This is a genomic window from Psychrobacillus sp. FSL K6-1415, from assembly GCF_038003185.1.
GTDB lineage: Bacteria > Bacillota > Bacilli > Bacillales_A > Planococcaceae > Psychrobacillus > Psychrobacillus psychrodurans.
Window position 1 is genome coordinate 2,949,533 of sequence record NZ_JBBOOQ010000001.1, and the last position, 15,160, is coordinate 2,964,692.

15 protein-coding genes and 1 riboswitch are annotated in these 15,160 nt (G+C 37.0%); all 15 genes read right to left on the reverse strand.

Annotation, left to right across the window (positions count from 1 at the left end; genetic code table 11):
* Nucleotides 1-19: 19 nt before the first annotated feature.
* Complete coding sequence (locus MKY60_RS14090) at nt 20-784, reverse strand: DUF3891 family protein (RefSeq protein WP_340930220.1); 765 nt, start codon at nt 782-784, stop codon at nt 20-22.
* A gap of 304 nt (nt 785-1,088) precedes the next feature.
* Nucleotides 1,089-1,805, reverse strand: coding sequence for a hypothetical protein (locus tag MKY60_RS14095; RefSeq protein ID WP_340930221.1), 717 nt, complete (start codon nt 1,803-1,805; stop codon nt 1,089-1,091).
* Nucleotides 1,806-2,098: 293 nt separating this feature from the next.
* A complete protein-coding gene (gene sufB, locus MKY60_RS14100; protein ID WP_090567075.1) occupies nt 2,099-3,496 on the reverse strand; it encodes a Fe-S cluster assembly protein SufB in 1,398 nt (465 codons plus the stop codon).
* A 21-nt stretch (nt 3,497-3,517) separates the two neighbouring features.
* Nucleotides 3,518-3,952 (reverse strand): Fe-S cluster assembly sulfur transfer protein SufU, encoded by a 435-nt coding sequence (gene sufU, locus MKY60_RS14105; protein ID WP_093494913.1) that lies wholly within the window; start codon nt 3,950-3,952, stop codon nt 3,518-3,520.
* Entirely contained in the window at nt 3,942-5,174 is a 1,233-nt protein-coding gene (locus MKY60_RS14110) for a cysteine desulfurase (RefSeq protein ID WP_340880193.1), read from the reverse strand. Before MKY60_RS14110 ends, sufU begins: the two co-directional genes overlap by 11 nt.
* Complete coding sequence (gene sufD / locus MKY60_RS14115; protein WP_093494915.1) at nt 5,174-6,481, reverse strand: Fe-S cluster assembly protein SufD; 1,308 nt, start codon at nt 6,479-6,481, stop codon at nt 5,174-5,176. The genes MKY60_RS14110 and sufD overlap by 1 nt, the downstream gene beginning before the upstream one ends.
* Before the next feature lie 18 nt (nt 6,482-6,499).
* A complete protein-coding gene (gene sufC, locus MKY60_RS14120) occupies nt 6,500-7,279 on the reverse strand; it encodes a Fe-S cluster assembly ATPase SufC (RefSeq protein WP_090567061.1) in 780 nt (259 codons plus the stop codon).
* A 556-nt stretch (nt 7,280-7,835) separates the two neighbouring features.
* Nucleotides 7,836-8,993 (reverse strand): dicarboxylate/amino acid:cation symporter, encoded by a 1,158-nt coding sequence (locus MKY60_RS14125; protein ID WP_340930223.1) that lies wholly within the window; start codon nt 8,991-8,993, stop codon nt 7,836-7,838.
* 105 nt (nt 8,994-9,098) lie between these two features.
* The gene (locus MKY60_RS14130; protein WP_340930225.1) at nt 9,099-10,016 is read right to left on the reverse strand and encodes a nuclease-related domain-containing protein; all 918 of its coding nucleotides are present in this window, start codon (nt 10,014-10,016) and stop codon (nt 9,099-9,101) included.
* A gap of 1,042 nt (nt 10,017-11,058) precedes the next feature.
* Nucleotides 11,059-11,865 (reverse strand): MetQ/NlpA family ABC transporter substrate-binding protein, encoded by an 807-nt coding sequence (locus tag MKY60_RS14135; protein ID WP_093494918.1) that lies wholly within the window; start codon nt 11,863-11,865, stop codon nt 11,059-11,061.
* A gap of 62 nt (nt 11,866-11,927) precedes the next feature.
* On the reverse strand, nt 11,928-12,596 hold the full coding sequence (locus MKY60_RS14140) for a methionine ABC transporter permease (RefSeq protein ID WP_090567049.1): 669 nt from the start codon (nt 12,594-12,596) through the stop codon (nt 11,928-11,930).
* On the reverse strand, nt 12,589-13,614 hold the full coding sequence (locus MKY60_RS14145; protein WP_093494919.1) for a methionine ABC transporter ATP-binding protein: 1,026 nt from the start codon (nt 13,612-13,614) through the stop codon (nt 12,589-12,591). The genes MKY60_RS14140 and MKY60_RS14145 overlap by 8 nt, the downstream gene beginning before the upstream one ends.
* A gap of 209 nt (nt 13,615-13,823) precedes the next feature.
* A riboswitch (SAM riboswitch) is annotated at nt 13,824-13,928 on the reverse strand.
* A gap of 35 nt (nt 13,929-13,963) precedes the next feature.
* Nucleotides 13,964-14,284 (reverse strand): thioredoxin family protein, encoded by a 321-nt coding sequence (locus MKY60_RS14150; protein ID WP_090567043.1) that lies wholly within the window; start codon nt 14,282-14,284, stop codon nt 13,964-13,966.
* Nucleotides 14,285-14,295: 11 nt separating this feature from the next.
* Nucleotides 14,296-14,646, reverse strand: coding sequence for a toprim domain-containing protein (locus MKY60_RS14155; protein WP_090567040.1), 351 nt, complete (start codon nt 14,644-14,646; stop codon nt 14,296-14,298).
* Nucleotides 14,647-14,720: 74 nt separating this feature from the next.
* A complete protein-coding gene (gene gcvH, locus MKY60_RS14160; protein WP_090567037.1) occupies nt 14,721-15,101 on the reverse strand; it encodes a glycine cleavage system protein GcvH in 381 nt (126 codons plus the stop codon).
* Nucleotides 15,102-15,160: the final 59 nt, after the last annotated feature.

Genomic DNA, 15,160 nt, shown 5'->3' on the forward strand with positions numbered 1-15,160 from the left:
TTTTTTTGTGTTATTCATCTCATTTAAACATCACTTTTCTTGTAGAAAAAAGGGTATCTTTATATGCCTGTAGGATACCATCTTTTTCTATTTGCTCTTTCATTACTTCCTTATAAGGCAGCTCCACTTCTGTTTCACCATTTAGAGGGGAAAACGAAAGCGACACAGCTTCTTTACTTTCCCAATGAGCAATGATGGGTTTATCTGTGGCAAAAAGAAATAGCTGTGGAAAGCCGTTTTGGAAGAAGGAATGTTTGTTCTTGTTGTCTCCTGGTTCATGCAAACAAATATAAAGGGAAATGAAATCCGAAAACTTCAATAAATCTAAATGATACATCATCGTTTCCTTCATATCTTCGTCTTCTATTATACCCAATTCATCTGAAAGTCGATTCTGTCTTTGCTTTTCTTCTTCCCAAAATTCTTTCACTACTGATTCACCAGCATCCTGAATGAAGGAGGAATAATGTAAACTGCATAACAGGCCAGCGTAATTACTCATTTCCTCCACCTCATCCAGTCCTTTTTTATAAAAAGAAATTTTGAGATCGGTAGGATAATCAATAAAAGAGTAAGGCATTTCCTTTTTATCATTCCAAATCGGAGAAGTATCTGGCTCAATCCAACCTCTGTCATGTTCTCCAACTGCAAGTAACACATCTTTTTTTCGATTTGGAGAAAAAAAGTACTCCTCTTTACAATTTTGGGCAATATCTTTTGAAACTTTTGCATGATCATTTTGAGCAACCATAATATAGCTCTTTTCTCGTTCGAATATAATCATTTTTAAAATCCTTTCTCTACAGAACTGCACTTCACTTTGCCTTATTTTAAGGTACCACTTAAAGAACTAATTCAAACCTAATTCTATTCAATTCGAAGTTAAACAAATTAGGTAAAAACCTTTGCTTCTTTGTCTGAAATGCAAATCACCAACATCAACCATTCTTTAAATATCATAAACCCAGTGCTCGCAAGATATATAAATATAGTTAAAAAGTAGCAAGGCGAAATGTACACCTTGCTACTTTTTCGGTCTATTATTTTTTCCACTTCTTATGGTGACATTTATATAGTCTTTTATTTTCTTATTTTAATTTTTCTTTAGTATTGTTAAACAAAACTTTCACTGGGCTTTCTAATGCATCGTTTTCTATTGCTTTTTTCAACTCCACAAAAGTATAAAGAACATCCCAACTTTCATCATTCAATAGGTAGTGTTTCTCTTCTATTTGAAAACTCATTTCCTGATATTTACTCACAAAAATATCCAGTATATCTAACGATGATTGATCTATGTTATCAACCGTACCATTAACAATAGGATTAAAAACATCAATAATTTCGTTTGCCTCTTCTTTAAATTGTGGATGTATTCCAGAATAGCTTTCATAAGTTGGATACTGACCTTTAATTTCTGCAGGAATTTCGGTTGCTTTTAGGTTTTCATCTACACCTTTTTTAAAAGTTGTGTAAAGATCCTCTTCACCCACTCTAATTTCCGATGGTTCTGTAAAATTTTTCAAGCCTTCTATGTCGATGGCTATTTCTTTTTCTAATTCATTCATTTCATACTCTGTACCGTCATCTAATAGAAATTTACCCAATATATATTTATCATTAAATTTGTCTAACACAGTAGTTTCTTCCTCAGTTAATGCTCTTTTCTCTTCATAAGCGTTATCCAACAGTAGTATTGCTTGGTCAATATCTTTTTCAAAATCATCCTGTATAAGATTTTCATCTCCACATCCAGCAATTATTAATAGTAGTAACAAGTTAAAAATGATTATGTATTTTTTCAATTCAACACCCCTTTATTAGTATATATTACCATATTATACTAATGTACAAATAAAAATATAAAAACATCTATCACTGTGTCGAATATAAAATTAATTTAGATAAGTGAAACCATAAGGTCAAAAAACAATTACTTACACTTAACCGATATAATAGAAAAAATAGAAGAAGACGAACTTAAAAAGTTCGCCTCCTCCACTTCTCGGAAAACCGTATCGGCACAAAATCGGCACGACTGATTTTCAAATTTATAAAATTAATACCAAAACCTTGTTGCACTAACGTTCAAGGAATATTAACCGATAGAGCCTTCCATCTCGAACTTGATAAGACGGTTCATTTCTACAGCATATTCCATTGGAAGTTCTTTTGTAAATGGTTCGATGAAGCCCATTACGATCATTTCTGTTGCTTCTTCTTCGCTAAGACCACGACTCATCAAGTAGAATAATTGTTCTTCAGATACTTTAGAAACTTTCGCTTCATGCTCTAAAGAAATATTATCGTTTAGGATTTCGTTGTAAGGAATTGTATCAGAAGTAGACTGATTATCCATGATCAATGTATCACATTCGATGTTTGCTCGAGCACCAGTAGCTTTACGTCCAAAATGAACGATACCACGGTATGTTACCTTACCGCCTTGCTTCGAAATAGATTTAGAAACAATAGTGGATGAAGTATTCGGAGCTAAGTGCATCATTTTCGCACCAGCGTCTTGATGTTGACCTTTACCAGCAATAGCGATAGAAAGAGTCATACCACGAGCGCCTTCACCTTTTAGGATAACTGCTGGATATTTCATCGTTAATTTTGATCCGATATTTCCATCAATCCATTCCATCGTTGCATTTGCATCACAAACTGCACGTTTAGTAACTAAGTTATAAACGTTGTTTGCCCAGTTTTGGATTGTTGTATAACGGCAATAAGCATCTTTTTTAATGATAATTTCAACAACCGCACTATGAAGTGAGTTTGTTGTGTAAACAGGAGCAGTACATCCTTCAACATAATGTACAGAAGCGCCTTCGTCTACAATAATTAACGTACGTTCGAATTGACCCATATTTTCAGAGTTAATTCGGAAGTATGCTTGTAGTGGTGTTTCCACTTTAACGCCTGGTGGTACATAGATAAATGATCCACCCGACCATACTGCTGAGTTAAGTGCAGAAAACTTGTTGTCTGATGAAGGAATTACTGTACCCCAATGCTTTTTGAAAATATCTTCATTTTCACGAAGTGCAGAATCAGTATCTTTAAATACAATCCCTAAATCTTGAAGCTCTTGCTTCATATTGTGGTATACAACTTCTGATTCATACTGTGCAGAAACACCTGCAAGATATTTTTGTTCCGCTTCTGGAATACCTAATTTATCAAATGTAGCTTTGATTTCATCTGGCACTTCATCCCATGAAGTTTCTGTTTGTTCTGAAGGCTTAACATAATAAGTAATTTCATCAAAGTTTAATGACCCTAAATCTCCACCCCATTGAGGCATTGGTTTTGAGTAAAAAATTTCTAAAGCTTTTAAGCGATAATCTAGCATCCATTGTGGTTCTGATTTCATTCGTGATATTTCTTCCACGATTTCTTTCGTTAATCCACGTTTAGAACGGAAAATGGATACGTCTTTATCGTGGAAACCATATTTATAATCACCAATTTCAGGCATTTTTTTAGCCATCGTATTTCCTCCGTTCGTCTGTTATTCTGTTTCTTCTGAGACGCCTTTTTCCATTGCTTTCCACGCTAGTGTTGCACACTTGATACGCGCTGGAAACTGAGAAACACCACTTAATGCTTCTATATCTTCAAGTTCAATAGAATCATCGTAATCTTTCCCAAGCATCATTTCTGAAAAAGTTGTAGAAAGCTGTAAAGCTTCCTCTACAGTCTTTCCTTTAACTGCTTGTGTCATCATAGATGCAGATGCCATCGAGATGGAACATCCTTCTCCATCAAATTTCGCATTCTGAATTTTGCCATCTTCCACTTGAAGTGTTAAATGAATGCGGTCTCCACAAGTAGGGTTATTCATATCAATTGTCAAAGCTCCATCCTCAATACTTCCTTTGTTACGAGGATTTTTATAGTGATCCATAATGACACGGCGATAAAGTTGATCTAAATTAGAAGACATCGTTAAAATACTCCTTTGCTGAAAGCAATCCAGTAACTAGACGATCTATATCCTCTTCTGAATTGTATATATAGAAACTAGCACGAGCAGTTGCCACGCATTGCAACCATTTCATCAACGGTTGCGCACAATGATGTCCTGCACGAACTGCAATTCCACTCATATCTAATACTGTTGCAACATCATGTGGATGCACATCATCTAAATTGAATGTAACAATTCCAGCGCGCTTAGCAGCATCAACGGGTCCATAGATGGATAAACCATCAATAGTAGACATTTTTTCCATAGCGTAAGCAGCTAACTCATGTTCATGCTTTTCAATTTCATCTAGGCCAATTTCTTCTAAGAAATCAATTGCAGCTCCAAGACCAATGGCACCAGCAATTATTGGAGTACCGCCTTCGAATTTCCAAGGAAGCTCTTTCCATGTAGAATCATACAATCCTACGAAGTCAATCATTTCCCCACCAAATTCGATTGGCTCCATTTTATCCAGTAATGCTTCTTTCCCGTATAGTACCCCTATACCGGTAGGTCCACACATTTTGTGTCCAGAGAATGCAAGGAAATCACAATCAAGAGCTTGAACATCTAATTTTAGATGAGGTGCAGCTTGCGCTCCATCAACTACCATTACTGCTCCATGCTCATGTGCAATCTGCGTAATTTCTTTTATTGGATTCATTGTCCCTAATACGTTCGATACATAAACGATAGACACTATTTTTGTTTGATTAGTAATTGTTTCTCTAACCTTTTCTAAAGAAAGTGTACCATCTGCTTCTAAATCAATATATTTTAATACAGCACCAGTTTTCTTAGCTAATTGTTGCCAAGGGATAATGTTGGAATGGTGCTCCATATGTGTAATAACAATTTCGTCGCCCTCTTTTAGGTTAGCAAGGCCATAGCTCTGCGCCACCGTATTAATAGCGGTTGTTGTACCACGTGTAAAAATAACTTCTTTAGTAGACTTCGCATTTATGAATTTACGTACCTTTTCACGTGCTCCTTCGTAACTGTCCGTTGCTCTGTTACCAAGCGTATGAACTCCACGATGCACGTTCGAGTTTTCAAATTCATAATACTTTTTAATAGCCTCTATCACTTGAATAGGTTTTTGAGAAGTAGCACCATTATCTAAATAGACTAATGGATGACCATTGATCTCTTGATCTAAAATCGGAAAATAGCTTCGAATCTCTTTAGTATTGAGCATTAGCGAACTTTCCTTTCAATAACCTCCGTCAGCTGTTTCTTCACGCCTTCAATAGGTAATTCGTTAACTACAGGAGCAAGGAATCCATGAATTACTAGACGCTCTGCTTCATGTTGAGAAATACCACGGCTCATTAAATAGTACAACTGAAGTGGATCTACTCGGCCAACTGATGCTGCGTGACCTGCTGTTACATCATCTTCATCGATTAAAAGAATTGGGTTTGCATCTCCACGTGCTTTTTCGCTAAGCATTAATACACGAGATGTTTGCTCAGCATTAGACTTAGTCGCACCGTATTCAATTTTACCAATACCATTGAATATAGATGATGCTTCTTCTTTCATAACTCCGTGCTTAAGGATTTGACCTTCTGTATGTTTGCCCCAATGAATTACTTTTGTTGTAAAGTTTTGTTTTTGTTTACCGCGACCTACAACAACCATTTTCACATGACCTTCTGAGTTATCTCCAACTAAATGTGTTGTATTTTCAGAAATAGTATCACTGTCATTCATCATACCAAGTGCCCATTCAAGAACCGCATCACGACTTGTTACACCGCGACGATTAACGTATGTTGTAAATCCTTCTGCTAGAACATCAACAGTTCCAAATGTAACTTTTGAATTGTCTTTAGCAATAACTTCCGTCACGATATTAGCTAAACCTTCTGCATGTTCAACAGTGGACAAATAGTTCTCTACATAAGTTACAGAACTATTTTCATCCGCTACTAGTAAAGTATGATTGAAAAGTGAAGCTGCTTTATCGTCATGTAAATAAATAACTTGAATTGGTTCTTCTACTACAACATTCTTAGGCACGTATAAGAATACACCACCGTTTAATAATGCAGCATGAAGTGCAGTTAATTTATGTTCTGTTACTTTGACACCGTCGGTCATAAAGTATTGTTGAACAAGATCAGAATGCTCACGAATTGCAGTGTATATATCAGTTAAGATAACACCTTTAGCTTTTAGATCTTCTGATAATGAAAGAAATGCAGGTGTATTGTTATGTTGGATGTAAATATTTTTTTGTTCATCCGCATTTACAACTGCTTTCACTTCATCAGGTAGTTCGTTTAAAGAAGTAAATTTACTGCTATCTACAGTATGAACTGGAAACTCTGTGAAATTCCAATTAGTAATTTTTGTTTTGTCTGGTGTTGGCATCGGAAGTGTTTCAAGTTCACCAAATGCTTTCAGACGAAGTTCTGTCATCCAGCTTGGTTCTTGCTTACCTTCTGAAAAGGAGCGAATATCTTGCTCGGTTAATGCCAATTTTGTTTCAACCGTCATGCTGATTCGTCCCCTTTCTTATGCTTCTTGTCCAACTGTTTCGTCTTCAATTCCTAACTCTTCTTTTACCCATTCGTATCCTTCTGCTTCTAATCTTTGAGCAAGTTCAGGACCACCGGATTTAACTACACGTCCTTGCATCATTACATGTACATGGTCTGGCGTGATGTAGTTAAGAAGACGTTGATAGTGAGTGATTACTAAGCTTCCGAATCCTTCTCCACGCATTTCGTTGATACCTTTAGAAACAACTTTTAATGCATCGATATCAAGACCAGAGTCAATTTCATCTAAAATAGCAAATTTGGGTTGCAACATCATTAATTGAAGAATCTCATTACGTTTTTTCTCCCCGCCTGAGAATCCTTCATTTAAATAACGTTGTGCCATATCTAAATCCATTTCTAAAAATTCCATTTTGCTATCAAGCTCGCGAATGAATTTCATTAAAGAGATTTCATCGCCTTCTTCACGACGTGAATTAATCGCTGAACGTAGGAAATCAGCATTTGTAACTCCAGTAATTTCACTTGGATATTGCATCGCCAGGAATAGACCAGCTTGAGCACGTTCGTCTACTTCCATTGCTAAAACATCTTCTCCGTCCAATTCAATTGAACCAGATGTAACTTCATATTTTGGATGACCCATAATAGCAGAAGCTAAAGTAGATTTACCTGTACCATTAGGACCCATTACTGCGTGAATTTCGTTCGTATTAATTGTTAAATTAACACCTTTTAAAATCTCTTTACCGTCTATTTCAACGTGTAAATCTTTAATAACTAAAGTCGACATTTAATAACCTCCATTAAGTAAATATGAATGTATAACCATTCTAATTTATTATCATTCTAATCTTAACCCAAACTGAAGTACCTTGCAAATCTTTTGGAGCATATTCTATTTAATATTGTAGAATATACAGATTTCCTGTTTTCTCTTGACTTTACAACGAAATTATTAGGTAAATAGTAATCTTTCTTTATTTTCATTAAGAATAGTCTAAATGAGAATCGATTTCACTATGAAGCTAGTGAAAACAAAAAGAATCCACGAAGAAATTCTCCGTGGACTCTTGTATATTATCCCCTAAATGCTTGGGCATCAAGTTTAGCCGCTAATTGCATACATTTTTCATGATCCTCTTGCCGTTTGTTTTCAACTTGCAATCTTAGTTCTTGACTTTGTCTCAATTCATCATATCCAAAACCATGTACTCCTCTAAATGCGTGGTCCATCTGTTCTGTATAAGGTAAGTCTTCCGAACTGATAATGAATCATCCCTCTCTGTTTTTAAGTTCATCATTTATATACCCAACTATTTGGGTCTTAAACATATTTCTTTAATAACTTATGCAGTTTTTGAAAATTTGTCTACGATAATCGCAAGTGCTCCATCACCAGTTACATTTGTCGCCGTTCCAAAGCTGTCCTGTGCAATGTATAGTGCAATCATTAATCCAATCATTGCCCCGTTGAATCCAAGCATTGTTTCCAATAATCCCAGTGCCGCCATAACTGCTCCACCTGGAACTCCAGGAGCTGCAATCATCGTTACACCAAGCATAAATATAAAAGGTGCAAATGAAGATAGCATAATATCCTGTCCATTTATAAGCAATACACCGATTGAACAAGAGACAAGTGTAATCGTACTCCCTGACAAGTGGATTGTTGCAAATAGAGGAATCGTAAAGTTTGTCACTTTAGCTGAAGCACCAGTTTGCTGAGCCTGCTTTAGCGTCACCGGAATTGTTGCAGCTGATGACTGTGTACCTAAAGCTGTAAAATAAGCTGGGGACATTGTTTTTAAGAGTTTCAAAGGGTTTTTCCCAGTTACCGTACCAGCTGCTGTATATTGTAATAAAAGCATGACAAGATGCAGCACAATAATCATGACAAACACGACTCCAAAAACCGATAAAACCTTAGCCACTTGTCCACCGTACGCCATATTCATAAAGATTCCAAAAATATGTATCGGTAATAATGGGATAATAACATAAGAGATTACCTTCTCAATAATCTCGCTAAACTCTTCAAATGCATTTTGTAACATGTTTCCTTTTAGTTTGGAAATCCCAATCCCCATAATGAATGAGAAAACTAATGCTGTCATTATATCCATCATCGGAGGTATCGGCATTTCAAATAAGCCCCCAATTAAAAATTCTTCCGGATTCTCTAACTTAACACTCTCTTTACCACCTATAAACTTAGGCAGTAAATTTGATGCGACAAAAAATGCTATCAAGCCTGCTACAATGGTAGATAAATAGGCAATTCCCGTAGAAATACCAAGTAATCTACCAGAACCCTTTCCAAGCTTAGCTATCCCTGGAACAATAAACCCAATAATAATGAAAGGAACAATAAACCCTAAAAAGGCACTAAAAATACTATTAAAAGTAGCCATTATCTCTACCACTATTTTAGGGACAACTAGTCCCAATAAAACACCAAATACTATCGCTATCACTATTCGCGGCAATAACCCAAACCTCTTCATACGATGTCCTCCTCATATGCACAAATGTATTATTAATAACATTTATACACTTTAGCACAGTCACTTATTAAAGTGAATAGGATTAGTAGTATACATAATATTCTATTAACATTTTTTTGAACTGTAGTTCGTGTAGTAAGTATTAGAGCCTTTTCCGTATTTTACTAAGTCAGAGCTTGATAGAATTCTTTTTGCTTCATACCTGTTGTTTAAAAGTAGAAACTCTCTACATTCTTTATTAGTAATAGTTTCTTTACAGAGCGAAAAATAAGTGGAAACTGCTTTTTTGTGTGCATATGAATTGTTTTCTTTACAAGTAGGACAATACCAAGTTCGGGCTATTTTCTGCATTCCAATAAATCCGCAGCTTTCACATTTTACTCCGAGCTTTAAATCTTTAAGTGAAATTGAGAAATGTTCGATAAGAGGAATGGATGGAGGCGAATAGGTACTTCTTAGAATTACTTCTTTTATTTTCTCCATTTCTTTTTGACTTAGGGTTGAACTATTTTCGGGGAAATGTCGTAGGAAGGAACGCATTTCATTCCTATACATTATTTTAACGCCGCTGACTGAATGTTTAACAAAACTATTACGAGACGCAAAGATTACTACACCATGAATTGGGACTGAAATATTATACTGGAGGAAGAACTGAGAAAGTTGATATTTATATTCATTCAACTGATTTGCGGGGCAAGGATATTTAGTTATTCTTCCATCCTCTTTTCGTTGGATAAGTTGTGATGGATTAGTCGAAAACTCTAATTCCCCAATGATGTTTTTTACTTCAAGAATTACTACTCCATATGGGGTTATTATCAGGAAGTCTAATTCAAATGCAAATTCCGCAAAGAGAAACACCTTGTGAAAAATATAACATCTATATGGAATTTTCATTTGCTCTAGCACTTTGTAAATAACCTCTTCACCATAATCTCCTGCTTTAATAGCACCTATCTCTTTAGAAATTCTTGTATATTGTGGATGTTGCGGAGAAAGTCTTTCTATTAAATCAGACATTCTTGCTACATATTTTGAAGGGGAATACGGTTTAATTATCAAATTATCATCACCTCTTCAACACAATATCACGAATAGTTAGTCTTTTCTAGACTAAATTTTTTTATTGTGCAGATTGGTGAATAAAGAATGCTTGAAAAGCGGTATTGACTCTTTTTAGTGCTCAGTTTCTGCTGGACGGATACCAGACTGGCTCGAGCACTTTGACTACTCAATCGGGCGATTGCGACTTCTTCTCGGGCGTTCGTCCTACCCCGGGCGGATAGCAGGTTAGCCTGGGAACTTAGAATACTCGAACGGGCGGTTCCGACTTCCTCTCGGGCGTTCGTCCTACCCCCGGGCGGATAGCAGGTTAGCCTGGGCACTTAGAATACTCGATCGGGCGGTTGCGACTTCTTCTCGGGCGTTCGTCCTACCCCCGGGCGGATAGCAGGTTAGCCTGGGCACTTAGAATACTCGATCGGGCGATTGCGACTTCTTCTCGGGCGTTCGTCCTCCCCCCGGGCGGATAGCAGGTTGGTTCGGGCGCTTAAAGTAGTCGATCGGGCGGTTGCGACTTCTTCTCGGGCGTTCGTCCTACCCCGGGCGGATAGCAGGTTAGCCTGGGAACTTAGAATACTCGAACGGGCGGTTGCGACTTCCTCTCGGGCGTTCGTCCTACCCCCGGGCGGATAGCAGGTTAGCCTGGGCACTTAGAATACTCGAACGGGCGGTTGCGACTTCTTCTCGGGCGTTCGTCCTACCCCGGGCGGATAGCAGGTTGGTTCGGGCGCTTAAAATAGTCGAGCGGGCGGTTGCGACTTCCTCTTGGGCGTTCGTCCTACCCCCGGGCGGATAGCAGGTTGGCCTGGGCGCTTAGAATACTCGAACGGGCGGTTGCGACTTCCTCTCAGGCGTTCGTCCTCCCCCCGGGCGGATAGCAGGTTGGTTCGGGCGCTTAAAATACTCGAGCGGGCGGTTGCGACTTCCTTTTGGGCTTTCGCCATTCGCCTGCACAAAAAAAACAGACACCCGAAGATGTCTGTTTCCTCAAATAATATTATTATTTTACTGGTACTACAGATCCGCCCCACTCGCTTAGGATGAAGTCTTGAATTTCTTCAGATTTCAATGCTTCTACTAAAGCTTTAATCTCTTTATTGTCTTCATCACCTGAGTTTACAGCAATGATATTCACATATGGAGATTCATTAGATTCTTCAATTGCAATAGAATCTTCTAATGGATTGATACCAGCGTCTATTGCGTAGTTAGAGTTGATCAATACTGCATCGCCTTCTTCGTTTTCATATAACTGAACCATCAGTGCTGATTCATAGTTAGCGTCAAATTCAAGATTTTTAGGATTATCAACGATGTCTTTCACTTCAGCTTTTGTTTTGTCAACACCATCTGCTAATTTAATTAGTCCTTTTGCTTCTAACATAGCAAGAATACGACCGTGATCTGCAACAGAGTTACTCATTAGAATTGTTGCACCTTCTGGAAGCTCTTCAATAGAACCGTATTTTTTAGAATATAAACCGATTGGTTCAATATGTATTTCACCAGCGTTAGCAAAATCATATCCAAAATCAGCTTTTTGTGACTCAAAGTAAGGGATATGTTGGAAATAATTCGCATCCAAGTCACCTGAATCTAAATCTTTGTTTGGTAATACATAATCTTGATACGATTCTACAACAAGTTCAATTCCTTGTTCTTCAAGAATTGGTTTAACTTCTTCTAATATAACTGCATGAGGTACGTTCGATGCACCTATTACAAGTTTACTACCCTCTTCTTCTCCGCACGCTGCAAGTGTTAATGCACTCACTGATAATAAAGCTCCAGCTAATAACTTCTTCATTTTCAAATCTCTCCCTTTTTACCTATGTTTTCTATGTGATCGAGTACTCTCGTTTACACCTATTATCGTTTATCTATTTTTGTAGTAATTAAATCGCCTATCCACTGAATTATAAATACCATGATTAATATTAGTATTGTGGCAACAAGTGTTACATCTGTTCTACCTCTTTGGAATCCATCTAAGAATGCTAGCGTTCCTAGTCCCCCAGCACCGATAATACCGGCCATAGCTGTATAACCAACTAGTGAAATCCCCGTAACCGTAATACCTGATACTAATGCGGGCATAGATTCTGGCAATAGAACCTTCCAAATAACAGTAGAAGTTTTAGCGCCCATCGATTTAGCTGCTTCTAGTACTCCTTTATCAATTTCTCGTAGAGCTATCAACACCATACGAGCGTAAAATGGAGCAGCTCCAATAACTAAAGCTGGGAATGCAGCATTTGGCCCACGCATTGTTCCAACTAAAAACTTCGTTAATGGGATTAATAAAATAATCAAAATAATAAATGGAATGGAACGGAATATATTAACGAAAGCTCCTGTTAACCAGTTCGCTAACTTGTTCGCCCATGCTTGATGAGGACTAGTTAAGAAAAGTAAAAGACCGAGCACTAGCCCAATAATTGCTGTCAGTATAGTAGATACTGCAGTCATATATAATGTTTCAACGGTTGCTTCCCACATTTTTGGCCAATCAACATTAGGAAATAAATCATTAATCATTGTTGATCACCTCTGTATTTACTTTTTGTTCATGTATATAGCGGATGGCCTCATCCACCAATAATGCATCTCCTTCTAGTTGAAGGATTAAGGTACCAAATGCGCCATTTTGTGTATGCGAAATATTACCTTGGACAATATTGACTTCTAAATCAAATTGCTTAATAAGTCTCGACAATATTGGTTGTTCTGTTTGCTCTCCAACAAATACTAGCTTTATCAGCTTGCCATTTGGATATAGCTCTTTTAAATGCTGTATTGTTTGTATTGCTTTATTGGAATCACTTACTTGCGAGACAAAACGTTTCGTAATAGGTTGTTGCGGGTTTTGGAATACATCTAGTACTTTTCCTTCTTCTACTACATGACCTTTTTCCATTACTGCAACACGACCGCAAATCTTTTGAATAACCTGCATCTCGTGGGTAATCAATACAATTGTCAGCCCTAATTTTTCATTGATACTAACTAATAAGTCTAAAATTGAGTCTGTAGTTTCTGGGTCTAACGCAGAGGTTGCTTCATCACAGAGAAGCACTTCTGGACGATTGGCTAATGCCCGCGCAATTCCGACACGTTGTTTTTGTCCTCCTGATAACTGTGAAGGATAATAATGTCCGCGACCTTCTAAACCAACTAAATCAATTAGTTCCTCTACTCTCGAAGAACGTTGTGCTTGTGGAACACCAGCAATTTCTAATGGAAAAGCAATATTTTCCGCAACCGTTCTTGACCATAACAGATTAAAGTGTTGGAAAATCATACTTACCTTTTGTCTTACTTGACGAAGCTTCACTTCATTTATCTTAGTAATATCTTGATTGTTGACGATAATTTGACCCGAAGTTGGCTTTTCTAATCCATTCAATAATCGAATAAGTGTACTCTTTCCTGCACCACTGTATCCAATGATGCCGAAAATTTCACCTTTCTTTATGTCAAGATTCACCTCTTCAACTGCAACGATTGTACCTTGTTTCGTGCTAAATTTTTTCGAAACATTATTTAAACTAATCATGGGAAACTTGCCACCTTTCTACGAAATGCTCAATTGTCTATCTATCTTCAAGAAATATTGTATGAATTTTTAATCCTGCATTTTAAAACTACTCAATGCGTCAACAGTTACTATGTAAATACATATACTTCCCATTTCTATCTAAAAAAACCCTCCTGCAAAAGAGCAGAAGGGTTTTAAGTTATTTATTTTAATAACGTTCATCCATTCTCTCATTTCCCAAAGCAACAGCTTTGCGTGATTTGGCACCATTTCATTTACATGACGGTTGCCGGGCTTCATAGGGCACTTCCCTCCACCACTCTTAATAAGAGTAACACTATTTAATTTGTTGGTATATCGAATGTTATCACACGACTACTTGCTCGTCAATACTTTTTATTGTCTCTAATATAAATGGAACTGATTGAAATGCATATATCTTTTTATATACAGTTCCACCTTTAGCGATTATCAGGCATGGCACGCTTTCAATATGATAATCCATTGCAAAATTCTCTAGATAGTTAATATTTGCTTGGCCAATTGAAAAAGGCATCATCTCTTGTACAACTTGCATCATCTTACTTGCAACTTGGCATGTTCCACATAAGGGTGTATAAATATAGAACATTGTAAGCTGACCACTGTTCTTATGGTCGTTCCACTGTTCAAGTGTCCATTCATTCACATTACATCATCCTAAAGTAAATATTGTCTTTTCACTTTTATATTAACACTTTTTAATATGGATGCCAAAACTTTGAACGGTGTAGTCGCCACTTCACAATACATTGGATTGGTATATAGATGAATAGCTTCAGGGTATTCTTTCCTGACGATGGAGCGAATTTGCTCGCCTGATCTATCCGCATCTAAAAACGCATAAATAGGAATACCGTCGTAAGGACTTAAAATCTCTTCTAGCTTTACATTGGATATCGTTCCGTTTGTACAAATAATTTCTGTTGATTCATCAAGTAATTTTAAAAGCTTTAATTTATCTGATCTTCCCTCAACTATAATTATTTTTTCACTAAAGACAATAGCCATTCAGCATCTCTCCCAACTATGCCCTTTCCAATATTATATGAAAAAAACGCCGACATTAAGCGGCGTTTTCATAATTATTCTGAAATTAATTCTTCGTATTTTTCTGGAGAAAGTAAACCATCGACTTCCGTTACATCAGCTGGCTCTACAACAATCATCCATGCATTTTCATAAGGGGATTCGTTTACATATTCAGGGTTATCTTCTAATTCTGTATTTACATCTACTACTTTACCGCTTATTGGTGCATACAGTTCAGAGACAGTTTTTACAGACTCTACACTACCAAATGGATCTCCTGCTTTAATATCATCTCCGACTTGTGGAAGCTCGACAAACACGATATCTCCAAGCTCTGATTGTGCAAATTCAGTAATACCGATACGGATATTTCCGCCTTCAGTCTTTACCCATTCGTGCTCTGCTGAGTATTTTAAATCTTTAGGTGCGTTCATATATATACCCCTCTCCATTAATAATACATTCATCTACTATATTCACATATTTTTATAGT

Bases quoted from the DNA above. Each gene is read 5' to 3' on its own strand.
- gcvH (WP_090567037.1), bottom strand. From the start codon at position 15,101: ATGAACGCACCTAAAGATTTAAAATACTCAGCAGAGCACGAATGGGTA.
- MKY60_RS14110 (WP_340880193.1), bottom strand. From the start codon at position 5,174: ATGCTCAATACTAAAGAGATTCGAAGCTATTTTCCGATTTTAGATCAA.
- MKY60_RS14145 (WP_093494919.1), bottom strand. From the start codon at position 13,614: ATGATTAGTTTAAATAATGTTTCGAAAAAATTTAGCACGAAACAAGGT.
- MKY60_RS14125 (WP_340930223.1), bottom strand. From the start codon at position 8,993: ATGAAGAGGTTTGGGTTATTGCCGCGAATAGTGATAGCGATAGTATTT.
- sufU (WP_093494913.1), bottom strand. From the start codon at position 3,952: ATGTCTTCTAATTTAGATCAACTTTATCGCCGTGTCATTATGGATCAC.
- MKY60_RS14090 (WP_340930220.1), bottom strand. From the start codon at position 784: ATGATTATATTCGAACGAGAAAAGAGCTATATTATGGTTGCTCAAAAT.
- MKY60_RS14130 (WP_340930225.1), bottom strand. From the start codon at position 10,016: ATGTCTGATTTAATAGAAAGACTTTCTCCGCAACATCCACAATATACA.
- sufD (WP_093494915.1), bottom strand. From the start codon at position 6,481: ATGACGGTTGAAACAAAATTGGCATTAACCGAGCAAGATATTCGCTCC.
- MKY60_RS14140 (WP_090567049.1), bottom strand. From the start codon at position 12,596: ATGATTAATGATTTATTTCCTAATGTTGATTGGCCAAAAATGTGGGAA.
- MKY60_RS14135 (WP_093494918.1), bottom strand. From the start codon at position 11,865: ATGAAGAAGTTATTAGCTGGAGCTTTATTATCAGTGAGTGCATTAACA.
- sufB (WP_090567075.1), bottom strand. From the start codon at position 3,496: ATGGCTAAAAAAATGCCTGAAATTGGTGATTATAAATATGGTTTCCAC.
- sufC (WP_090567061.1), bottom strand. From the start codon at position 7,279: ATGTCGACTTTAGTTATTAAAGATTTACACGTTGAAATAGACGGTAAA.
- MKY60_RS14155 (WP_090567040.1), bottom strand. From the start codon at position 14,646: ATGGCTATTGTCTTTAGTGAAAAAATAATTATAGTTGAGGGAAGATCA.